Raw genomic sequence first — 23,423 nt, 5'->3', positions numbered from 1 at the left:
TGGTCATGACGATGTTCCTTGTGAACCCCGAGGCCGGGCGCTGCGCACCCCGACCACTCCGCGCCCGGCCTCGGCTCATGCCTCAGCCTAACGACACCGTCTGTCAGATTAAGTCCAAACTACTTCAGTTCACTCTTTCTGAAACTCTCCACACATACAGAGGCTAATGGAACAGTTGGTCAGCACAACCCATGTACCACGAAGTTTCAAAGTCCTCCTTAAGGATCTCCCTCAGAAGGTAGCATGCAACATTACCGGACAACTCGTCTCTCGTGGTCTGGACCAGCAGGATTGGTCGAGCGGAGCCCAACATCACGAAGAGTCTGCGTTGTCCACAGAGAGATGAAACTGGCATCATCTGTATGGTCAGATTCTGAATCGAAATCTTTTGACTAAAGCCGCTTCATCAGCCGCGCCGCTACAGTTTCGACCTCAATGGCCTCTGTAACGCCTCCCACCTGCCGGGGTAGACCTGCGGCATAGCCATCTGATGGTTTGTCCTGCGCTGATGCATGCAGTGAATTGAGGGCAGTCTGTGTAAGGGCCCAGGCGGACGAAGTACCTAGCTCGACCACTCCCGTAAGATGCTCCGTTTCATCGCCGTACCGGCATATGTTCGCGCCGGGCGAGTTCAATGTCCTCAGCATCGAAGTAGCGGTCCAGCCATTCAAAGGCCTCCTGGATTAGGGCAATGCGCACCGACGGGTCTGGATGTCGCCCCGCGAGTCTCATAGCTCTCATGTAGCGGGACCAGCAGTAAGTGCAGTTATTCATCGCACAGGCTTCCCTGAACAAATCCGAATGACTGCTCCTTTCTATTCTGGGATCTCTCGGCTTTCTGTGGCCGAGATCACATTCGTAGTTAGCCCATGCAGCACCGGCTCGGCTTCACGGACCAAAATCTGATGCGCTACAGCCGCTTCATCAGCCGCGCCGCTGCCGCTCCGAGCCTGACTAATGAGCCGAGAGAGCATCAAGCGGAATGGTTTGCACCGCCTGACCTGAGGCATCGACAATCTCCAGCCGCCAGCCCTGCCACTCATCCGAATTGGATGGATCTTGGGCGCGAAGCTCCTCGACGGCTTCCATGGCGGAGATTACAGCCGCCTGGAGGCTGGACGCCGTGATGCCCTCCTCGTCGCGGATCATGCTATCCCCATTGGTGAGATTGAAGTAGTAGCGCGCCAACACCGGGGGGCCAGACGCGGATACATCCACGGAGCTGACCGACAGGTCAATTTCATGGAGGCTGTCAGCCGGTGCCTGCTTGCCGTTGGTGAAAGTTGCCATGGCTGCAACACCTTACTGGATGGCTGGAGAGGAGAGGTTTTCCAGATCCACCCAGCCGGTGCAGGTTGGGATCTCTGGAACGAGATACGCGCGGCTTCCAACGAGCTTCTCAACCCGGCAGGGATAGGTTCTTTTGTCGCCCGGCGGGCTGTACAAAACCAAGCTTCCATCAGAGACAACATCGCCCGAGACAGACACCAGGTTGGCTTTTGTGCTGGGCCTGGGCTGGTCGGCCATGCATGGGCCGGGGGAGATGTCTTGTCTCGCTGCCCAAACCCGCTCAAGGGTAGAAATGGCCAGTCGGGCCCGGTCCCGGTAACGATCCATGACCAGCTTCAGAGGGCCATGCTCCTGCCCTAGATGCCAGGAGACACCACCGGCTTTGGCCAGCTCCGCCGCCACAGCCTCAACTTCCTCGTCGGTCATCATCAGCCCTCCTCATAAGGAGGTAGGGCTCAATTCCTGTACCCGCAGTATATCGCGTGTCAGGTTTAGCGCGACCCACTCTTCCAAATCCCTTTTCCGTGGAGCCGCGCCTTCACCTTTTCACTCATTCGGCCCATCGCAGCAATTTAACGTAAGTTAAGAAATCCTTGCCGTTGTGTTGGCTTCCCGACAGACGGATTACCCCCGAATCAGCATAGTCTCGTCGGACTAAACAAAAGTCTGGGGGCGCTACGTCAACGCCAGCTGAATTGCCAAGCATTTCCTTTTTGGAGGGGCGATGGCATGGCTGCGCACATGAGGGGCGTTATGAAAGCCAAGAAACCGAAACGGGCGCTGGGAACGCGGCGGTCCATTACGCGACTTGAGAGTCAGCTCGCCGCTGTCGAGGCGCAAATCGCACGCCTCGAACAAGATCCACGGTTGGGTCTTGCGGAGCACGATCACTTTCTCCTCTGGAAGCGGCCATCCCTCTTTATGACCGAGCGCCCAGCGGTGCTGCATTAGGCTTCAATCTTTCAGGAGCTAAGCCTGCTCTCGCGCAAATCCTCACTAGAGCCTCGCAGCATACCATCGCGCGCCCGCGATGTTACGGAAGAACAACAAGAATTCGGAGGAACACGATGTCTTTTGCCATGCTCAAACGCCTGTCCTCAGGACCGTCTCGACAGCCCCCAGGAACCTATTCGCCAGACATTCTGCCTTTGCTGCAGTCGTTGCTGGCGGCCCTGGCCGACATCGATTTTGAGCATCAGAAGAACCGGGAGACAATCCTGCAGAGCGCAATTGACGAGCCTCTCAAACAGAGGGCGATGGCCGCACTCGCAAAGCAGCATCACGAGCGGCGTGATCCCTACCTGCGAGAGATTGATAAGTTGGAGAGGCAAATCCAAAGGACGTTTGCATAGAGGTTGCGTGTCTGCCGGTCTGGCCAGTCCTATGAGCCTCGGCTGGAACTAGGGTCCAATCGCGCGGCGTACCTCTGCAAGGGCCTGTTCGCAGCTCCCCTCGTTGCCGCCTCGGTCAGCCTCCCGCGCCCGCTCCAGTGCCGACAATGCCTTTGTGATAGAGGCTCCCTCGCCAAGGCTCTCCTCTGCATGCGCGCTTGAGCCGGGAGTGGGCTCTCGATGGAGCAGTGCCGCTGTGCCTTCGCGCGCCAATGGGCCAGCACCCGCTATAGCCGCAGCTCTAGCGTCAACCTGGGCCTGGACGGCCTCAATCTGGACTGTGCATGGACCAGCATGACTCGCGGCAATAGGCGCAATAAGTCCAACAGCAAGAAGAAGAGCTTGTGGGCTAAGGAAATAGGGCATCGGACGCCCCCTATAAGACTACTGGAAAGCAAATAGGGTCGCCTGCGAAAAGGAGAAACACAATACGCCTCCTGAATATTGCATCGAAATGTCTTGCCTAATGCAGCCTCATCACACCGCCTTAACTTCTTGAAAATTCCAGCCAGCATACCTCTGATTTACAGACTCAATCCGGAGGTCCGTTATGAAGAGGCAGGACCACCCACCGGCCTATGTGCTACAGGTTAAGGGACAGTGGCGGGTCGTCGTTCCTATTCGTGGGAAACTGACGCCGAAGATCTGCTCTAAAGAGTTTCCTTCCCGTGGGGCCGCAGAGGCGTGGCTGCGCAGCGATGAAGGCGAGCATGAGGTGGAGGCGTATCGAACCCGTTTAGTTCCTGCTTAATAATCTTAGCCATGAACCACCGACCCGACCTTCTGATTGCTTGACTGTGCATAGGACCATGCGCTCGAAATCTTTTGACTAACGCTTCATCAGTCGTGCTGCGGCCATGGCCCTGCTGCTGCCGAGGGTCGCATGATTTACCGGAGGCACCACTTAGCATGGGCTGGTCAACCCGGAGGCGTATTGATGGCGGACAAAGCGAGGCAACACAAAAGCACCGTGGCTGTCTCACGACGCAAGACGGCTCGCAGCAGGGGTAAGGTTTTGGAGCAGTTATCGAGCGGAGAACGGGTCAGCCCAACAGGTCAACGTATCCTCGACCTGCTTCTTCAGCCGATGCGCGGGCACGACATTACGGAGCACCTCAACGTCACTCCGCAGCGCGTACGTCAGATGATCCGGAAACTCCTGGCAATCGGGAAAGTGCGTGTAGGCGATCCCGAGCGAATCCTGACGATCATTGCACGAGATGAAGATCCGGCAGTCCTCTTATCGTACCGCGAAGAACGGGTTTTATCCTGCATACCTTTCGGCGAGGAAACCACGGCTCCCCTTATCGCCGCCGCCCTTCACATGCCCCTACCAGATGTAACGGAGTATCTTACTACGCTTAACGGCGATGGCTTTGTACAGGGGGTGGAGGAGTCCAGGAAAGGGGTTCAATGGTGCCTGACCGAAGATGGGGCGGGTCATCCTCAATACCGCCCCGAGGCAAAGAAGGCCCGCCCTGTTCCATTGCCGGTCAGATCTGATCGGGTCGCTGACCTCCTGTCTCTACTGGCAACCCATGGGCCAGCGAGGATGCCTGAGCTTAGAGACGCATTGTGCATTCCGAACGCCTCTGCCAATGCCCTGATGCAGTATCTCAAGCGGAAGGGATTGATCCGGAAGACTGCCAATAGCCTGACAGCTCCATACGTACTGACCGAGCTGGGCCTCAAGACCCAGCAAGCTATGCATCATCGTGACAACCGAGGCGAAGCTCACCTCGCCTGACCAGCCCAATCGGCTGCTCTTGGAGAAGTTTGAAGCCATTCCTCTGAACGGTCTTCAGGAACTTGCCAGATCTACAGACAGCCAGATTTTTAGAACAAACGAAGAACATAATCTCTGTGCATATGCTTAACCCATTTCCAGCTTCGCCCTCGTTGGCGAATCATCGCGGCAGTAGAACGAAAGGGGCAGAGTCATCCTGGCGGCTCTGGGCAGGTGCATGAACCAGATGGTCCGACCCAAGCAGGTGGATAGCGGCCAACCCATCGAGGCGCTCGCAGGTACGGTTGAGCGCGTCACGTTCCACAATGCCGAGAACGGGTTCTGCGTGTTGCGGGTTCAGGCTCGGGGCAAACGCGACCTTGTGACAGTTGTGGGCCATGCCCCAGCCATTGGGGCGGGCGAGTGGGTAACCGCGACCGGGATCTGGTTCAGCGACCGGACGCATGGGCTTCAGTTCAAGGCCAATGTGCTCAAAGCCACGCCTCCCACGGGCGTGGAAGGCATCGAAAAGTACCTTGCCTCAGGCCAGATGCGCGGCATCGGACCCGCGATGGCCAAACGCATCGTCGCTGCCTTCGGGGAGGATACCTTCGAGATCATTGAGGCCAACCCTGAGCGGTTGAAGGAAGTCTCTGGAATCGGGCCATGGCGGGCCTCAAAGATCGTCGCGGGCTGGGCGGAGCAGAAGGCCGTGCGGGAGATCATGATCTTCCTCCATGCGCATGGAGTCGGCACGGCCCGAGCGGTTCGCATCTTCAAGACCTACGGCCATGAGGCCATCAAGATCATGACCGAGAATCCCTACCGTCTGGCCCAAGACGTGCGGGGGATCGGGTTCCGAACAGCCGATGCCATTGCGGCCAAGCTCGGGGTGGAGAAGACCTCTCCGCACCGACTCAGTGTTTGGTAGCGGAACGTTGTTGGGATCAGGTGCGTTACGCCATTGAGGAGTATACTTGGCGCTTTGACGGCCTGCGACGCCGAGCTTCTCACCGCAGGAGGACGTGATGCACTCCCTTCATCCGCAAGCCCGCACCACCCCCGCCGTCCGCCAAGAGATCGCCCGCTCGAGAGAGCCCACCGGCGTGCTGGCCCAGCGCTTCAGCGTGAGCACCGAGACCATCCGCAAGTGGCGCAAGCGCGGAGCCCAGGACTGCCAGGACCATAGCAGCCGGCCGCACAAGCTGCCCTGGAAGGCCACCGAGGAAGAGCGCGCCATCGTCTGTGCCCTGCGCCAGGCCACCGGCTTCCCGCTCGATGACCTCACGTTTGTGGTCAGCCATTTCCTGCCGCATCTCAACCGCGATGCCGTCTACCGCATCCTCAAGGCGGAAGGCTTGGGACGATTGCCCTCGGCGCAGCAGCGCCAGCGCCGGAGCGGCACGTTCAAGGATTACGATCTTGGCTTCATCCACATGGACATCAAGCACCTGCCCAAGCTGCAGACCGCCAACGGCGAGCGCCGCAAGCGCTATTTGTATGTGGCCATCGACCGCTGCTCGCGCTGGGTGCACCTGGCCGTCAAGGACGATGAGCTGGCCACCAGCGCGGTCGCCTTCCTGAAAGAGGCGGTCCGCGCGTTTCCCTTCAAGATCACGCACGTGCTCACCGACAGAGGATCCTGCTTTACCGCCGATGGCTTTGAAGAGGCCTGCCGCCAGCTGAAGCTGGAGCACCGCAGGACCAAGCCGTATACACCGCAAACCAATGGTCTCGTGGAGCGCTTCAACGGGCGGGTGCAGCGCGAGGTGCTCGGCATCACGATCTATAGCCATCGGGATCTCGAGACGCTGCTCAAGGGCTTCAATCAGGCTTACAACAGGAGACGTCAGCGCGTGCTCAAGGGGCGATCCCCGGATGAGGTTGTGCGAAGCCGCCTGGCTGCCGAGCCGAAGCTGGCCAACCGCCGCTACAAGCCGCCCGATTCAGACGCGTTGCCGCCCGCCCTCCAGGTCATCGCTGCCGCCAAGGAGGTCTCGCATCCAGACACATACCCATAGGCCGGGGCCGGGCCTTGCTCCTCTGAGCGATCCTGCTCTCGCCTGGAATGGCCTACCCTGCCCGAAGGAGGTTCTGCGTATCGGGTCTTTCGCCGCTCCCGCTTGGCAGTCCGCGTGGAGGATTTTTGCGGCCCATCTCCCTGGATGACAACCTTGGTGTTCTGAAGGCCCTCGCGTCGGACCAGAGAGAACAGCTTCGCCGCGTTCGAGGGCGTCGTCAATCCGGCGGACAGGGTTCAAATGCGGATGGGGCAGCTGATAAATGCACCGCACTCGAAATGCGGCATACGGGCAACCGTATCGGGAGTTCGAATCTCCCTTCCGCCACTCTTCACCGCTAAATCATTGTTTATCAAAGTAATTTCGCACAAGCGCGAGCGGTCACCCCTCACTGCACCCCACATTTCGCCGTGGGCTATGTTGGCTGTCGCTGTTCAGTCTTGAACACACAGAACCACTGGTCATCGGTTGATAGCGCCCGCAGCCAAAAAATTATAATTGTATCCCGTAGCCATAACCCCTCCTGCACTGGCGGATAACCCGCCTCCTGTGCTCGATGCTGCCCGCGACTCTAGCAGCAGACCCCCAACTGAGGCGGTCGCACTCATTTTAGAACAGAATTCCGCGCGATTGCCCCTTGCGGCCCACCCTGTCTATTCATCCAATTCAGCTCGACAGAATTAAGGTGTGGAACCCCGCACCTCTTAGTAACCCGAGAGCAACCAACCTCTGGCAAAGCTTGGCAACGGCTGGTAGCGTGACTTACGCCCTACCTCACTTAACAAGAGGGAGCAGGCCTGTGCCTGAGGAAATCCTGACGCTTCCTGAAGTTTCGAAATTGCTGAAGGTGGCTGAGAAGACCGTCTATACGATGGCACAGCAACGTGAGATCCCCGCATTCAAAGTTCGCGGCCAGTGGCGCTTCAAGCGTGTAGACATCGATCAATGGATCGAAACCCGAAAAGCTGCTTCGCGGCGCCACTCTTGAACGAACAAAAACCAATGAATCACACTGCGGCACCGATGCATGGCATTCGAGACAATCACGCTCGCGGCAGCGTGGCGGAGTTCCTGACGAGCCGCATCATAGAGGGCAGCCAGCTCTCCATTGTCTCAGCTTATTTTACGATCCATGCGTATCAAGCTCTTCGCACAAGCTTAGACGGTATCGATGGACTGCGCTTTCTGTTCGGCGAGCCCCGGTTTATCGGATCCTTAGACCCGGAGAAAACTGAGCGGAAGCGGTTTGCAATCGAGGAGGACTCAATTGAGCTCGCCAATCGGCTTCAGCAGAGGCGAGTAGCCATCGAGTGTGCAAACTGGCTTCGTACAAAAGTCGAGATCAGATCCGTTAATGATGCGACCCTTCTCCATGGGAAGATGTACCATATCGATGATGGGCGGCGGGAACATGCTATCGTTGGAAGCTCCAACTTCACAAGGCGAGGGTTAGGCCTCTCAAAAACACCTAACATAGAGCTCAATCTTATCGTTGACAGCGACCGTGACCGCTCTGATCTAAAATCCTGGTTTGATGAGATTTGGGCTAACCAGCAGCTGGTCTCGGATGTCAAAGGCGAGGTACTGCGCTATCTAGAGCAGCTCTATGTAGATCACCCACCCGAATTCATATATTTCAAGACGCTTTTTCATGTCTTTGAGCGCTTCATTTCGGGGCAGCAAGCTGATGCGGCGCTGTTTGAGCAGACTGCAATCGTTGATACTGAGATTTGGAGAGCCTTATTCGATTTTCAAAAAGATGGCGTTAAAGGTGCGATCCATAAGATCAACACTCACAACGGCTGCATCCTTGCCGACAGCGTTGGCTTGGGCAAAACGTACTCAGCACTAGCGATTATTAAGTACTTTGAGCTTCGTAACCATCGCGTTCTAGTCCTTTGCCCAAAGAAGCTGCGCGATAACTGGACCGTTTTTCTTGCTAACAACAACAGCGAGCTGAACCCGTTTCTAAAAGACAGATTTAATTATACCGTTCTTTCCCATACAGATCTGTCCCGTGAATCGGGGCGCGTTGACGGCATCAACCTAGAAGCAATCAACTGGGGCAACTTTGACCTCGTTGTCATCGACGAGTCGCACAACTTTCGCAACAACACAAAAGGCAAGCGCGACGATGATGGGGATCTTATCCGCAAAAGCCGCTATGAAAGGCTCATGCAGGATGTTATTCAGCAAGGTGTTAAAACAAAGGTACTCTTACTTTCGGCCACTCCCGTCAACAATGATCTAAGCGATCTTCGCAATCAGGTATATTTCGTAACAGAAGGAAGGGATGCAGCTTTTGCACCCAACTTCGGAATCCACAGTATTAAGGATACACTTGCGACCGCTCAGAAGGCTTTCACCGAATGGGCCCGTCGGACGGGCGAGCGCGATGCGCGGGACTTGATGGATCGATTGCCAGCTGCCTTCTTCACGCTTTTAGATGAACTTACCATCGCTCGCTCACGCAAGCACATCAAGAAATATTATCGCTCTTCTCTTGAGAGAATTGGACGTTTTCCCAAGCGCAGACGCCCCCATTCTGTCTTCGCTGAAATAGACCTGAAGGGCCGCTTTCTGTCGTATGATCGTCTGAATGACGAAATCTCGAACTACAAACTTTCTCTCTTCAATCCTTCATTATATGTGCTGCCTGCTTACAAAGCACAGTACGAGGAAAAGAAGGTCCGCAACTTCTCTCAGGTAGACCGCGAACGCTTTCTAATCGGGATGATGAAGGTCAATTTCCTAAAGCGCCTTGAGAGCTCGGTGCATGCCTTCGCAATCACTATGGAACGGACTGTTGCTAGGATCGAGGACTTGGAGAAGCGGCTCTACGAGTTCAAGCGGCAAAGTCAGGGCACTCGCGATGTAGTTCAACCTGACCTATTCGCTCTAGAGGACGAAGATGACGAGGAATTGAGTGAGGCATTTCAGGTCGGCGCCAAGCTGAAGTTTCAGATGGCGCACCTAGATGTTGACCGTTGGCTGAAAGACCTAGCGACGGATAAGCAGCAGCTTTCCTTGCTCGCCGACACAGCAAAATCGGTTGACGTTGAGCGCGATGCCAAGCTCGCAGAGCTCAAGGCATTGATTGAAGGCAAAGTGCGGCGGCCTGAAATAAACTCGCTTGGTGAGGCAAACCGGAAAGTTATTGTATTCTGCGCATTCGCAGATACGGCGGCTTACCTGTATGACGCGCTGGCCGACTGGGCGCGGAAGACACTACAAGTACACATTGCTCTGATATCGGGCGGCACGAAGCCAAACCGCACTACCTTCGGAAAAGCTGATTTTGCGCAAATTCTGACTAATTTTTCACCTCGCTCAAAGCAACGCGCAAGAATGAAGTCTATGCCTCAGGATGGCGAGATCGACATCTTGATCGCTACGGACTGCATCTCGGAAGGGCAGAACCTTCAGGACTGCGATTATCTCATCAACTACGATATTCACTGGAACCCCGTCCGCATCATCCAAAGGTTTGGGCGGATCGACCGCATTGGGAGCTTCAATAAGGAAATTCAGCTAGTGAATTTCTGGCCCACACCGGATCTCAACAAGTACATCAATCTCAAGAACCGTGTTGAAGCGCGCATGGCGCTAGTAGATGTCGCTGCGACCGCAGAAGATAATATCCTTCAAACTAATGATATCGAAGAGCTCATCCAAGATGACCTCCGTTACAGAGATAAACAGCTTCTTCGACTGAAGGATGAGGTTCTTGACTTGGAGGACTTCAACGAAACTGTTGTGTTGAATGAGTTCACATTAGACGATTTCCGCACCGAGCTTATGGGCTACATCGAAGCGAATCGGGACAAGCTGCAAGATGCTCCATTTGGGTTGTACGCAGTTGCACCTGTCCATCCTGACTATCCCAGTATCCAGCCAGGAACACTCTTCTGCCTAAGGCAGAGGGAGGGCTCACATGACATTGAGCTCGTCAATCCGCTACAGCCGTACTTTCTAGTTTACGTGCGGGATACTGGCGAGATCCGCTACAACTTCACCAGTGCAAAACAAGTGCTTGAAATCTTCCGTGCAGTTTGCCAGGGCAATTCCGAGCCATACGCACAATTATGTGAGCTTTTTAACCAACAGACGCGTGATGGGGCGAACATGGACCACTACGATAAGCTGCTCACCGCCGCCATCTCAGCGATCACAGCACAGACAGAGAAGAAAAACTTCGGCAATCTCTTCGGCGGGCGGGGAGGAAAACTGGTTGACGATAACAAACTCGCAAAATCAGCCGCAGACTTTGATCTTGTCACCTGGCTTGTGATTATGCGCGAGGAAGCCGGACCCAATGTCTGAAGTGAGAGCTAATGTTCTATCCGCCCTTAAAGCGGCTTCGGAGCAACCACTCAAGGAAGCTACCACCGCGCTATTTGAGGCGCTCGGTTACTCCAGCCGGAAAACCGTGAGTCTCGATGGGACCCCCTCGTCTTTCTTGAAATTTGCAGACCCAAGCGGAAAGCTGTCTGCGAAATCCGATGCATATGTCTCGGAGTGGCGTCGCATCGAGGTAGCCTTTCAGCTTACAAATGATGAAATTCCGGTTCTCGCGCAAGGCAACAGCGATCTCTTCGCCGGGCAGCAGGATTACCGAGCTTCTATAATCGAGTCCTTTGTCTTCCTTGCTATTGAGTTGGCTGATCGCCAGTGGAGTCGCGGAGCACTTGCTGGAATAACTCGTGAGATCAACCGCCTTTTCCCGATGCCGGTGATTATCTTCTTCCGGTATGGCAACCTCGCATCTCTAGCGGTTATTGATCGTCGCCCAAATCATCGGGACGCAGCTCGCGACGTTATCGAAAAGCGTATATCAATTATCAAAGATATAGATCTAATAAACCCTCATCGCGCACATCTGGATATCCTGTCAGATATTGCCCTGAATCAGGTGAAGGTGCGTGGTCGCGGAGTGCCGACGAATTTCCGCGATCTCTATAGTGGCTGGATTGAGGCGCTCTCGACACAAGCTCTAAATGCTCGATTCTACCGTGAACTTGCCAACTGGTTCTTCTGGTCAGTCAAGCAAGTGGAATTTCCAAGCGCTATTCATGCGATGGAAATTGAGCAGGATCCAAGGAAGGCTCTGGAGGCCTTCGAAGCCGAGAATCAGATTGCGGTCATCCGCCTTCTTACACGCTTGATTTTCGTATGGTTCATCAAGGAGAAGGGTCTTGTTCCCGACGAATTATTCAGGACGGAACAGTTAGCAGCACTTCTGAAGGATAGTCCGGCGGAACATCCAGATAGTAGCACTTATTATAAGGCCATTCTCCAGAACCTATTTTTCGCGACGCTCAACACCGAGATGTCGGAGGATAGAAAATGGAAGGCGAAACGCGCCGATCTCGGATCTGACATCCAGTACCTAGTTCACACTGTTTATCGATACCGCGACGCGTTCCGCAATCCAGACCGCGCTCTCGATCTCTTTAGGAAGGTGCCGTTCCTGAATGGCGGTTTGTTTGAATGCCTGGACCGCGAAATCTCTGCCAGGGACCTAGAACGCAATCCCAATCTCAAGAAGCGGGTTGTGCAGGAGGATTCGCGCAATGTGATCCGAGTCGACGGTTTCTCGGAGCGCCCTGACAATGGTCTCAAGGTCCCAAACAAGATTTTCTTCGCTCGCAGCGAGAAGGTTGATCTCAACGCAGAGTATGACACTAAGGGCAGAAGCTATGAAGCAGCTGGCCTCGTTGAACTCTTCTCGCGTTATAAGTTCACGATTGAGGAGAACACACCAGTCGAAGAGGAGGTGGCACTCGATCCTGAGTTGCTTGGTAAGGTATTCGAGAATCTCTTAGCAAGCTATAACGCAGACACTCGCACCACCGCTCGAAAGAAGTCAGGCGCATTCTACACTCCACGCGAAGTCGTTGACTACATGGTCGACGAAGCTCTGACTGCGTATTTTGAACGTTGGCTTCCTGCCAAGTTAGCCGAACGACAGCTTCAAAAGCCGGTCACCCGAACCTTTGATTTCGGTTCAGCGCCGGGCGAGCTTGATCTCCAGCGGCCACCAGCCGCGCAGCCCCCGGAAAATGTCCTCAGTGACATCCGAACAAGGCTTCGGAATCTGCTGAACATGGCGATCAAAACGGGAAATCCGTTCTCGCCTGCAGAGACAGATGTTCTAGTTACGGCCATCGAAAACCTGCGAGCCCTCGATCCGGCTTGTGGATCGGGTGCCTTCCCGATGGGACTGCTGCAGAAATTGGTCCACATTCTAGGGAGGTTGGACCCAGATAACGCGCGCTGGAAATCACAGAACCGCAGGCCACTAGAGGATCAACGGCAGGCAGCCGGACGCATCCCGGATCCGGCGCGCCGGGAAGCTGCTATCGACGAAGCGGATATGGCGCTGGCAAAGCTCGATAGGGACTTTGCTGATCCGGAGCGAGCCAATTACGCTCGTAAGCTGTACATAATTGAGAAGTGCCTCTTTGGCGTTGATATTCAGCCGATTGCAGTGCAGATCGCGAAACTGAGATTCTTTATCTCACTTATTGTTAGCCAAAAGATCGACTGCAAAGAAGATAATGCAAATATCACGGCATTACCGAATCTTGAGACCAAGCTGGTCGCTGCAAATACCCTGATCCCTATCGAGCGCTCAGCGCAGGCTGATCTTTTCCGCAACGTGAAAATTGCTGAGAAGGAAGCCGAATTGCGCGCTATGAACGCGCGCTACTTTAGCGCTCGCACCGCTAAATCCAAGCGCGCGCGCCGCAATGATATTGCCCGCCTGCGCGATGAGCTGGCGGAATTGCTCAAATTGGATAGAGGGCTGCCAGAAGCGGATGCAAGCAAGATGGCGGCGTGGGATCCCTTTGATCAAAATGCATTCGCTCCGTTCTTTGATCCTGAATGGATGTTTGGCCTTTCGTCAAACCTTGATATTGTTATCGGCAACCCACCTTATGTCCGGCAGGAGTCTATCAAGGACCAAAAGCCCCTGCTGGAAACGCATTATGGCGGCAAAGATAACCGAGGTGTTCCAAAAGGTGCCTACAGCGGCACCGCAGATCTTTTCGTCTATTTCATCCAACGTGGTATTGAGCTGCTGAACCCTGGCGGAGCATTCGCGTACATCACCTCGAACAAGTGGTATCGCGCGAAGTATGGCGAGCGGCTTCGCGGGTGGATGAACCGTAATTCGGAGCTGCGGCGCATTGTGGATTTCGGCGATGCTGAAGTATTTGATGCACTTGCATACCCAACGATAATCATTGCTACCCGGCGGGACAGGCCTGTACTGGCCCCGAAAAGCAGCGACATTGTTCACGTAATGAACTGGCCTCCTGATCGAGATAGCTCTGAGGTGGTTGCATTTCCCGATTTATTTGATGCGCTGGGCTTTGATGTCCCGCAAAGTACTCTGAGCACAGATGGTTGGCAGCTAGAGCCTCAGCTCCGATGGGAAATGGAACACAGGGAGCCGGGAGAAACTACGTTCAAGATTACTCCCCTCTGACGTACGCTGATCGCAAAATGCCTTATCCGCACCGCGTCAGTCGCTGGCTCGATTAAGCATTTATTAACCATGTTTTCAGGTTTTGCTTGCCAGCCACCTACAATCTGGAGCAGCCTCGTCCTGCCGAATTCGATACGGATTCGGCTGGCCAGGAGGCAGTTTTCCCTTTCCAGAGGGCGGCTGCCAGCGCCGTTCCAGCGGCGCCAGCAGCCTGGCCACCCGTCAACTCCTAACAGCAGTAGGAGAACCCAGGTGGTTATGACCATCGATAGCGGGTTTGCGCCCGCATGCAACCGCCCTGAGCGGCCCGTTGCTCTTCCTCCCGATCATCATCCCCACAATCAAGACCCCGGTGCAGGCCCGGCACATGAACCCGGCCCGCGTCAGCACCCCGGTCTGGTCATGCATCCCTTCGTCTCGCCCGAGGACCAGGTCACGATCCTTGCGGCAGTCGACGAGGCCGTTGTTGCGGAACTGGGCGATCTCATTGAAGCGCTGCCGCATCATCCCCGCCCGATCACGGCCGTCCTTGCCCTGATCGAGGCCGGGTTGCTGGCAGTCGATTTCCACGCCCCCTTCGACAGCAGCGTCAGGATCTGGCGCCCCTGAGGCGTCCTGAACCCTGACCGACTGGCGGGATGCTGCACGCATCCCGTCCCTCCCCTTTTTCCTTCTCATCAGAGCGCCACGCCTCGCGTGAGCGCTGGAGGACAACCCATGTCCCGTTATCAACCGACCAAAACGCATACCGATGGCCTGATCGTGATCGAAGGCCGACCGGGCGACCCGCTCATCGTCATCGCGCCGATGGAGCACTACCGCACGCTGCTGGCCTGCGATTGCCTCAACAGGACGACTGGCGCAGCCTACTATGTCGAGTCCGCCAGCCTCTCCGGGGCACCGATCGTGTATAGCGGCGAGACCCACCGGCCCGCTCCTGTCCGGCTTCGCAGTTATCGTCCGGTGGCCCTCGCCCCGTCGGGCCGCATCATTGTCATCACTCGCGCCGGCAGACCTTTGTCACCCGATGAAGCCCGGGCTCTCGAGCGTTTCGGCTGGAACCAGGTCATTGCCAGTGGGCGTGCCGAGCCTGCCAACGACAAGGATGCCTTCGGGGCGAGCCTCGGCGACGACGGCTACAAGGCTCTGCAAGCCTTCTGGGCCAAGGCGCTGGTTTGGCTGCACCCTCATTGTTCCTGGCTGGCTCCGCAGCTCCTGCCCCCATTCTACCTGGAGGAGCCGCGCTCCTCACGCACTCCCCTCGGTCAGGTCCTGACTCTCCGCCGGGGGCGGCTTACCGCTTCCGTTGAACTGGTCGAGGACGGCTTCGTTCTGCTTCCCGACAGCATCATTCGTCGCCGGGTGGTCGCCACCGCTTCAGTGACGGCCTCGGTCCTGCGCGAGGAACTCTGGGCCTGGGGTGCGCTCGAGGCGGTGGAGGATCCCTCGCTGTGGCGCCTGACCCGACGGGTCCAGTGCCGAACCCTCTCGGCGGCCTTCCTGTTGGTCCTGGGCTATCGCGGGGGCCGCACGGACGCATGGATGAAGGACAGCACCACGCTCGCCCCGTCCAGACCAGCTGCCCGGAACAATATTCTTCTGTTCCCCTCCTGGCGTGTGGAGATGGCCCGATGAGCCGGTGGACCTTTCCGAACCACGCGACCCGCAGCGTGCTGCTCGCGCGCTGCCCGCGTCTGGTGCGCCTGACCCTCGAGCGTCACCTGCCGCAACCACGGCTGGTCGATGACACCATGCAGGCGATCGCCGCCCTAGCGCCGGAGCTTGCTCCGGCCGCCACGGCTTGGGCCACGAGCTGGAAAGCGGCGCGCACGTACGTCGAGCTGCCGTTCCGGGAGACCACCGCGACCCTGCTGTCAGAGTTGGGGGGCTTCGCAGCGACCAAGGACAGTCCTGCCACCGCAGAACTCGGCCATCTCGTCCGCGCACTGAGCCACCTGACCGAGGATCAGGCTGCAGCGTCCAAGCTCGCTGCCTCGGCCTGGAGCGTCCTGCACACCGTCGAGAGCCTCGCCCTGAGCCTGCGCTGCCTCGAGCCGGACGAGGCCCAAGTCTCCATCTCTGAGGCTGCCTCGCCGTATGCCGAAATCGACGTAGATTTCGACTTGTCAGGCCTCGCCCTCCCGGCGGATGCAGATGCTGTCCGGCAGGCGTGGTGGCGCGATCTCAGCCAAGCCTACGACGAACTGCGGCAGGACACGCGGGCGCTCGCCGTCGGCCTAAGCGCTCTCGCGGTCGGGCTGGTGCCGCACCAGCACGAGCGGGAACTCCTGGCGAGCGCAGCCCTGCCCCTGGGTCGGGAGCTCCTGCGGCCGGTCGCCCGTCATGCGACCCAGGTGGAGCGGGCGGGTGGCGGCCGAGCGTGAGGCCGCCGAGCGGCAGGAGCGCCGCGCAGCGGAGAACTCCCCCTCCCCGCTCAAGGCTGTCGAGGACCCGGCCCTTCCTGAGGGCCATGTCCTCGTCTGCCCGAAGTTCCGCCTGGACGGGCGAATGCGCGAGATTGCCCGCAGCGTGGAAAAGATCCTTGGTGTTCCTGTGCCCCTTATCAGAACACCTGACCTCAGGGCTGTGCGGGCTGCCCTGCTGCAGGAGTACCCTTACGCCCAGGCGCTCATCGATCGCATCCTGCGGCCGCTGGCATCGCAGCCTTATGTCCGCCTGCCGCCCATGCTGCTGCTCGGGCCGCCCGGCACCGGCAAGAGCCGGCTCGCGCGCCGGATCGGCGAACTCCTGGGTCTCGGTGTGTGGCGGATCGATGCCCCGCGGGACACCGGCGGCGCGGTCGGTGGGCTCGAGCGGCGCTGGAGCTCGTCCGAGCCCAGCCATGTACTGGCCGCCATCGCGCGGCATGGCCATGCCAATCCCGTGATCTTCATCGATGAGATTGAGAAGGCGCAGACCAGAACGGACCAGGGCCGGCTCTGGGACACGCTCCTCGGCCTGCTGGAGGGTGAGACCAGCCGGTGCTTCATGGACACAGCCCTGCAGGTGGAATGCGACCTCTCGCATGCTGTCTACATGGCAACGGCCAACGCGGTTGGTGATATCCCGACGCCGCTGCTCGACCGGATGCTGGTGTTACAGATGCCGGAGCCTGCAGCAGAGCACCTCGAGGCGCTGTTGCCGTCGCTCTGCCTCGCGATGGCCCATGAGCAAGGACTGGATGCGCGCTTCGTGCCGCCGATGACGGCCGCCGAAATTGCAGATGTCCGCCGGCATTGGGACGGCGGCTCTGTCCGCCGCTTGCGGCAGGTCGTCGACGTGGTGTTGGGGACCCGCGACCACTTCGAGATGAAGCACTGACCATCAAAGAAATACAAAACCGGTGCCGCGGATCCGCGGCACCGCGATCCCGCATAGCGTCCGGACACGCTGCTTGCTCTCCCTCGCCACTCCTCCGACCGGTGTGCCGCGCCAGGAGCAGAAGCCGCATCATTGACCCGGATAACTCGTCAATCCGATTCTAGAGCGGGTTCTGCCGAACCAAATCGGCTTCGATACCTGCAGATCTCGCGCCACTCCATTCCTGCACCTGCTGGTCCTGGCGCAGTCGCAGACGCCGCCACTCGAGGGCTGCAAATATGTCCTCGGACGATGAACCGGTATTCACAGGGAGCGCAGCCACGGCCTCGCGCTCGAAACGGGAGCCAAGCGCCGGATCGCTCCGCCAGGCTACCTCCCACCAACCCAGGATCTCCTCGCGTACTGCGGCAAGGGCTGCCGCGGACGGCAAACGATCTCGCTTGAGATGCTGGTTCACACGCGGGCTTGCCGGCAGCAGATTCCACAGATCACCACAGGGCCAGGCCGACCATGGCAGGCAATGATCAATGTCGAGCCTGTTCCTGCCTGCCTCGAGTCGAGCTCCTGTCCAGACACAGGTGATCGTGTGTCTGCGGTCCAGAAGGCGTTTTGCGACGGAGCGGGCCAGAAGGGTGTCCCGCGCAGGATCGAGCCAGGCGAGCTGCGCCTCGACCTCTCCCAGGGCAACAGGCTGGCTCATCCGTTCACCATAGGCTCGGACGAGCCGCGCCCATTCGGCGACAAGGACCGGCTCCACCCATGCTCCCAATCTCTGCAGCGTACGCCAGACATGGCCGGGAACCGTCAGGGTGCCGAAGGCCCTGAGGACTTCACCGTCAAGCGTCAGCTCGCCGCGAAGCCGCGGCGGAGCAGTCGCAGCTGCAGCGAACACCGGCATGTCCGAATTGGGAAAGCGGGTAAAGGTCGCCGGCATGTCGACAATTATGCGCCTCGCCTCGACGAGTGCCCGAGCAATGGCAGTCGCACGATCACCAGTGAAGCGGGCTCCGATCCTGAGACCCTGGGCGGCGACATTTCCGGCGAGGAGGTCTCGAAAACCGGCTTTCACGAACCCGAGCCCGTCCGGCCCTGTGTTGCCTGGCATCTGGGGCAGGCCTGCCGCGACAAGCGGAAGATACATGCGAATCCAATTCAGGGCGACAAGGCCGAGGGGCACATCAACGGCATCCTCGTCAGGCCGCGGCACGGCAAGCGCCGGAGCCGCGTCGGCGATACGGGCGACGGCCCGCAGGAGCCCGAGTTTGTAGGTGGATGATTTTTCATCGTTGAGAATGACGCCCCGCAGCAACGGCAAGGCACCCGCACCGTCGTCGGGAAGGCGCAGGCACATGGCAGTCCAGCGGACATCGGGCCGGCCGAGCCGATCATCGCTTGTCACTGACCGGAGAACCGCAAGACCGTGACTGCGTGCGAATGCCTCGACCTCCCCGGCCGGAGCGGGCCACATTGCGCGTCCCGGCTCTGGCGGTCCCTCGCGCAAGCTCATCAGCATCACCCCACCGGGCTTGAGCAGGGTAGCGAGCTTCCGGAACGCACGGGCCCGCGCTGGCGGCGGTATATGCATCCATACCGCGCTCAACAGGATCAGGTTATAAGCAATGCCGAGCCCATGGACGACATTCAGGTCCGGAAGACGGTCGTCGAGCCAGCGGATGCGAGGATCAGGATGACGCCGCTGCGCCTCGGCCCGCATGCCAGCCGCCGGTTCGACCGCCACAACCTCATGCCCGAGGGATGCAAGCCATGCGGCATCCCGGCCTGATCCGGCTCCGACATCCAGCGAGAGGAGACCTGAACCACGCGGGATATAATCCGCGATTGACGCGTGCACGGTTTCAGCCGGCACGCTTTCGTACCTGGCCGCCAAGTCTGCGCTTTGAAGGTCGTAGGCCGAAATCGTGTTCGCCATTCAAGGAACCATAAGCTGGATGCCTGCCGAACCGAGCCATTCATCCATTGGGCCAACCGGCAAACAGTCTCAGGCGGACGTTTGTACCAGTAGCAGTGATGCGCCCGGAATACCACCTGAACGGGTTATCTTCCCTAAGAGCTTGATCGATCCAGCCTTCCGCAAGGACGAAGTCCGACCGGCGGGCTTCCTCCCGGGACTGCTCAGCGATGCGGGTTGGCGACGCTCGCCTTCCTCAACTCACCAAGCACCCTGGCGTGCGCGACGCGCCCGATCTTGATCTCGCGGGTGGTGCTCACGGCCTTGAGCGCCCGGCGGCCTGTAGCATGCTCATAGCGGCCATAGCGGGACTGATTGGTATCGTTTTTATGGTTTGCCATGATCGCCACCATCTCGCCTGCGCCCCACTGAGCCTTGGCATCGGCGATAGCCTGGGCACGATAAACGTAGGGCGTGATGGCCTCCTCACGGTCAGGAAAGACGCTCTGCCCGAGCCTCTCGACAGCCTTGCGGACAGCATCGGACGACTGGATCGCGATGGTCATCCAACCACCGCTAGCCCTGCACTGTGCCACGAGATCGTGGGCGACAGCTCCGCAACCCTCGACATCGACGACATACCGGGTCACGACCAATTCATCGGTCTTGGCGGGGCAGATATAGATGACGAGTTCGTCCTCCTCGAAGCAGGCCACGGCTCCCGCATACGCGAACCCGCACCGGTCGCCGGCTACAAGGTCCGCCGTTCGGCACCCGGTAACGTCTATCACAGCGAGCGCGCTCCGGTGAGAGCTGTTGGCAGGGACCTGCACCCAGATCTTGTCCCGCCAATCATCGGGCAGGGTCGGGAGAACATACCGCTTGCTCCCAGCCCCACGCCTCGCGCGATCCTCCGACACAGCCCGCCAGCGAGCCGAGGCCGATCCCTCCCCATCACTAGCGCCTCCCACCCCACCGTCACGGATCACAGCCGCGGCGACAGATTTAATCAAACCATCGAGCTCCCGGGCGACACGGTCGACCAAAGCCGGGTCCGCGCTGTCCAGCATCTGCTCGAGCTTCTGCCTTATCTGGTCGATGACGTACCGTCCTCCATACCGGAGAGCGGACCGGCGTTTGCAATAGGTGTCATAAGCGTCCTGCGGGCGCAGAGGATCGAACACTCCTTCCTTATACATGATGCGGAAAATCTTGAGGTAGGTGCGACACGTCTTGCGATTTCTACGGCCTTCGGGCACCGCGGACATAAATTCACGGGCCTTCTGAAGCACACGGATATGGGTGGGGGTTGCTTGTGCCATGCTCAGTCCTCCTTTCCCTCGAAAAGAGCACAGGGCCTGGCAAGGAACGAATGGTTTGTCCGATCCCATTCCAGGCTCCCGTTGACCAGTTTTTTGGCATGCCCCCTATATTCTCGGACACGAACTGAACCTTCGAAACTGGATCCGAAGACGGATGATCTCAACCTGCTTTCTGTGATCAGGACGATCCAACTAAGCGCATGGGTGACGGTACTGTGCCCGGCCCGAAGCCCAGTTGAAAGAGGCTCTCGGCCCAGATTAAGCCCTGCTTTTCCGCAATGCTGGTGGCATGTCCCAGACAGATCTCACCCGCCGCGAAATGTACGATCTCGTGTGGTCGATGCCGACGGAGCGGGTAGCCGAGAATTTCGGGCTGTCCGAGGCTTCGCTCAGGAAAGTCTACGACCGCTATCGCGTTCCGGTTCCATCACGCAGTTACTGGACGCAGAAAGCCAACGGCAAGGACGTCAAGCAGACCCGCCTTTATCGGACGGACAAACCGCAAGACGAATGGGTTTACCTCTCACTCTCGTACGCCCAGCCTCCCGCGACGCCACCTCAGGCGAATGCCTCGGAGCGTGGCCAGCGTCTGATCCGTTCCAGGTCATCTGTGGAATCCATGATAGAGCCGGTCGAGCCGCTTCATGATATCCATCCCACAGTCATGGCGACGGCCCGAACGCTCCGCGGGGCCACTCCCGACGCAGATGGCACCGTGCGCGCTACTGGAAGCGGTGAATGTGGAGTTGTGATCGGGATCGCGAACGTCGAGCGCAGCATACGAGTCGTTGATGGCCTTGCCCGGGCTCTTGAGAGCCGAGGTCTTGCTCTGCATGGCTGAGGCCAGTCGATGCAGGTTACCTCGGGCGAGGACCAGGTCACCTTTTCCCTCACTGAAAGAACGGAAATCGACTCGCATGTCCCGGCATTGCGGGAACTGGCCGGCGCGGAGCGCGGGCGGACGGACGGCACTCTTAATCCCCTCGCGGATCTTCGGAGAACCGGATATAGATGCGCTGAGCCGGCCCCCGTGATACGGTTTACCGGATTCCTGATGATAAGGATTGCCGATCAGCATGTCCGAGGAACGCGCCTGATCTGGCGGGACGGCAATACCCGGAGGCTTGAAAACACTACCGGGGACGTAGCCGATGGCATCGTTGCTTATTTGGCCGGAATCCGAGCGCGCCGGGAGGAACTTGAACGCTTCACGCGGGAATGGCGCTTAAGCGAAACTCTCCGCGCTCTTGCGCAGGCCCGGGAAGAACGGGAGAAGCGGCGGCGTGATTTCGTCAGCCGCTACACCGCGATCCTGGCCGAGATCACCGAACTCGAGACCTTTCTCGAATTGGTGCAACGCCGCAATTCCGCGAACGGCTGGGGCGAGCTTGCCCGGATCGTCATCTGGGTCAACGCTCGCCTGACCACCCTGCGTCGGCAGACGGAGCCCGACAGGATTGCGGCAGCCCTTACCGCAGAGGATCTCTTTCCGGAGATCGACGATCTGGCGAGTTCGTCTCCAGACATTCTCGTTACTCCTGACGACGGGGCGAGCGGCTCTTAAGGTCAAGTACGCGACCTGCTCAAGCACCGCACACGCAAGAATGGTTCGAAGTCGAGCGCGATACCCCGCAAGATTGATCGTGTCTCAGCTGAGAGCCATTTTCGTCCAATGTCCAAGACGCCCGACCACAAAGAGCGACGACCAAACCTGTTCGCTATCCATTGCGCCCGCAGCTTTCCCGGGCTCCGGAGTTCCCGTGTGTGAGGCGGTCCTGCCGTGCGTCGGTCACAGGGCGCGCAGCAGCCGTCGCCAATGACAAATTGACAAAATGCCAAAACTCGTCGCATAGCCGTCTTGGCGCGTTCATCCGCCGCTCGGCCCGAGCTTCCACATGATCCGCCAGAAACATGCTGGCCCGCCGAGCGCAGCAGGAGATGTGGGTGAATCAGATCTTTGAAGGGCTGCCTTTGGAAAGGGCAATACGTCCCAGAAATGCTCCAGGTTGTGGTGTTTCCAGAGACAAGCGCGATCACGTTGGCCCGGATCCGCAATCCAGAAAAGCCGACTTGGATCGTGCGGCTCGTGCAGACTGCTACAGCAGCATGTCCTCACCAGTACTGTTCGTCGTTAAACGAAAAGGGGCTCCTCCGGAGAGGAACCCCTTTCGTGACGTGACCCGCTCGCGATGTGGAGCGGATGTGGGCCCGAACGGCGTCGGGAAGACAACGCTTGGGTTGCCCGCACGCGTCAGGTGCGGATTTGCTAATCCTAGCGACCGGCCGCTCCAGGAGCAAGGCGCGCCAGCAACAAATATGCGTTGCCTTAGATTATGGTTACCTGCGGGTTAAAATATCCAAAGAGCTTGGTGGGATACTTCGGTTAGACCGCCCCGTGATCAATCCTGCCGATCCGTTCGCCCATAAAATGAAGCCGAGCACCTTTCGATCCTACAGCAGCAGTGACCTTCCTGGACGATCATCCCTGCTCACCCAGTTGCGCCGAGGTCTGGGCTGTCGGGGGTGTTCAAGACCTTGATGACAAAATGACAAAATGCCAAAACCTGCCGCACGGCTCATGCGAAGATCGCAACGTGTTGACATGAGCGCTTATCCCAACCGGCGGATCACTCTCGACAGCCCCCGCGGGCGAGTCAGGCGCAGGGATTCACACAGCGCCGGAATCGCCTCATGCTAGTGTTGTGACTCTAACGCTTGTTTCGCACGGGCGACCTTTTCCAGGATAGCTGAGGCCGAGGCGGTCCAGACAAAGGGTCTCGGGTCGGCATTGTGGTGCTCCAGGTAGTCCATGATAGCACTCTCCAGATCGGGCACGCTCGTGAAGGCGCCCCGCCGAATGCGCTCCTGGGTGATCAGGGCAAAGAAGCGCTCAACCTGGTTGAGCCATGAGGCCGAGGTCGGCGTGAAGTGCAGGTGGAAGCGCGGAT

Annotated in this window: 16 protein-coding genes, 1 tRNA gene and 2 pseudogenes; 14 read left to right on the top strand and 5 right to left on the bottom strand. The window is 58.4% G+C overall.

Annotated elements, in window-relative coordinates:
• Positions 1–954 precede the first annotated feature (954 nt).
• Both FS320_RS19530 and FS320_RS19525 read right to left on the bottom strand, forming a co-directional pair.
• Positions 955–1,290, bottom strand: coding sequence for a DUF6894 family protein (locus FS320_RS19530; protein WP_244627234.1), 336 nt, complete (start codon positions 1,288–1,290; stop codon positions 955–957).
• Between the two features lie 12 nt (positions 1,291–1,302).
• On the bottom strand, positions 1,303–1,719 hold the full coding sequence (locus tag FS320_RS19525; protein ID WP_244627233.1) for a hypothetical protein: 417 nt from the start codon (positions 1,717–1,719) through the stop codon (positions 1,303–1,305).
• A 638-nt stretch (positions 1,720–2,357) separates the two neighbouring features.
• Between FS320_RS19525 and FS320_RS19515 the strand changes: the two genes are divergently transcribed.
• The 12 genes and pseudogenes from FS320_RS19515 (at position 2,358) to FS320_RS19455 (ending at position 17,244) form a co-directional block, all read left to right on the top strand.
• Complete coding sequence (locus FS320_RS19515) at positions 2,358–2,642, top strand: hypothetical protein (protein WP_152713497.1); 285 nt, start codon at positions 2,358–2,360, stop codon at positions 2,640–2,642.
• A gap of 976 nt (positions 2,643–3,618) precedes the next feature.
• Entirely contained in the window at positions 3,619–4,428 is an 810-nt protein-coding gene (locus FS320_RS19505) for a phenylalanine--tRNA ligase subunit alpha (protein ID WP_152713495.1), read from the top strand.
• A gap of 217 nt (positions 4,429–4,645) precedes the next feature.
• A pseudogene (locus tag FS320_RS19500) lies at positions 4,646–5,326 on the top strand (helix-hairpin-helix domain-containing protein); the annotation flags it as partial.
• Positions 5,327–5,435: 109 nt separating this feature from the next.
• Positions 5,436–6,428 carry an IS481 family transposase gene (locus tag FS320_RS19495; protein ID WP_152713493.1) on the top strand — a complete coding sequence of 331 codons (993 nt, stop codon included), beginning with the start codon at positions 5,436–5,438 and terminating at the stop codon, positions 6,426–6,428.
• 244 nt (positions 6,429–6,672) lie between these two features.
• Positions 6,673–6,755 (top strand) — tRNA-Ser (locus FS320_RS19490).
• Between the two features lie 472 nt (positions 6,756–7,227).
• On the top strand, positions 7,228–7,416 hold the full coding sequence (gene mads1 / locus FS320_RS19485) for a methylation-associated defense system helix-turn-helix domain-containing protein MAD1 (RefSeq protein ID WP_162003109.1): 189 nt from the start codon (positions 7,228–7,230) through the stop codon (positions 7,414–7,416).
• A complete protein-coding gene (locus tag FS320_RS19480; RefSeq protein WP_244627232.1) occupies positions 7,413–10,751 on the top strand; it encodes a helicase-related protein in 3,339 nt (1,112 codons plus the stop codon). The genes mads1 and FS320_RS19480 overlap by 4 nt, the downstream gene beginning before the upstream one ends.
• Positions 10,744–13,923, top strand: coding sequence for an Eco57I restriction-modification methylase domain-containing protein (locus FS320_RS19475; RefSeq protein ID WP_152713491.1), 3,180 nt, complete (start codon positions 10,744–10,746; stop codon positions 13,921–13,923). The genes FS320_RS19480 and FS320_RS19475 overlap by 8 nt, the downstream gene beginning before the upstream one ends.
• Positions 13,924–14,181: 258 nt before the next feature.
• A complete protein-coding gene (locus FS320_RS19470) occupies positions 14,182–14,532 on the top strand; it encodes a hypothetical protein (protein WP_152713489.1) in 351 nt (116 codons plus the stop codon).
• A 108-nt stretch (positions 14,533–14,640) separates the two neighbouring features.
• Positions 14,641–15,558, top strand: coding sequence for a hypothetical protein (locus tag FS320_RS19465; protein WP_152713487.1), 918 nt, complete (start codon positions 14,641–14,643; stop codon positions 15,556–15,558).
• Positions 15,555–16,307, top strand: a complete 753-nt coding sequence (locus FS320_RS19460; protein ID WP_152713486.1) for a hypothetical protein — start codon at positions 15,555–15,557, stop codon at positions 16,305–16,307. The genes FS320_RS19465 and FS320_RS19460 overlap by 4 nt, the downstream gene beginning before the upstream one ends.
• Entirely contained in the window at positions 16,291–17,244 is a 954-nt protein-coding gene (locus FS320_RS19455; protein WP_338105415.1) for an AAA family ATPase, read from the top strand. The genes FS320_RS19460 and FS320_RS19455 overlap by 17 nt, the downstream gene beginning before the upstream one ends.
• Before the next feature lie 160 nt (positions 17,245–17,404).
• Here FS320_RS19455 and FS320_RS45995 read toward each other — a convergent pair whose 3' ends face one another.
• Entirely contained in the window at positions 17,405–19,174 is a 1,770-nt protein-coding gene (locus tag FS320_RS45995; RefSeq protein ID WP_162003108.1) for a class I SAM-dependent methyltransferase, read from the bottom strand.
• A 203-nt stretch (positions 19,175–19,377) separates the two neighbouring features.
• On the bottom strand, positions 19,378–20,475 hold the full coding sequence (locus FS320_RS19440; protein ID WP_152713482.1) for a hypothetical protein: 1,098 nt from the start codon (positions 20,473–20,475) through the stop codon (positions 19,378–19,380).
• Between the two features lie 289 nt (positions 20,476–20,764).
• Here FS320_RS19440 and FS320_RS19435 point away from each other — a divergent pair, with 289 nt between their 5' ends.
• Both FS320_RS19435 and FS320_RS19430 read left to right on the top strand, forming a co-directional pair.
• Entirely contained in the window at positions 20,765–21,316 is a 552-nt protein-coding gene (locus FS320_RS19435) for a hypothetical protein (protein WP_152713480.1), read from the top strand.
• Between the two features lie 9 nt (positions 21,317–21,325).
• A complete protein-coding gene (locus FS320_RS19430) occupies positions 21,326–22,039 on the top strand; it encodes a hypothetical protein (RefSeq protein ID WP_152713478.1) in 714 nt (237 codons plus the stop codon).
• A gap of 1,130 nt (positions 22,040–23,169) precedes the next feature.
• Here the strand turns inward: FS320_RS19430 and FS320_RS45990 are convergent.
• Positions 23,170–23,423: pseudogene (locus tag FS320_RS45990) on the bottom strand (IS630 family transposase); the annotation flags it as partial.

The sequence above is a fragment of the Microvirga tunisiensis genome (assembly GCF_009296175.1).
Lineage (GTDB): Bacteria > Pseudomonadota > Alphaproteobacteria > Rhizobiales > Beijerinckiaceae > Microvirga > Microvirga tunisiensis.
Note: the sequence above shows the minus strand (reverse complement) of the source record. Positions and strands in the feature narration are given on the sequence as shown.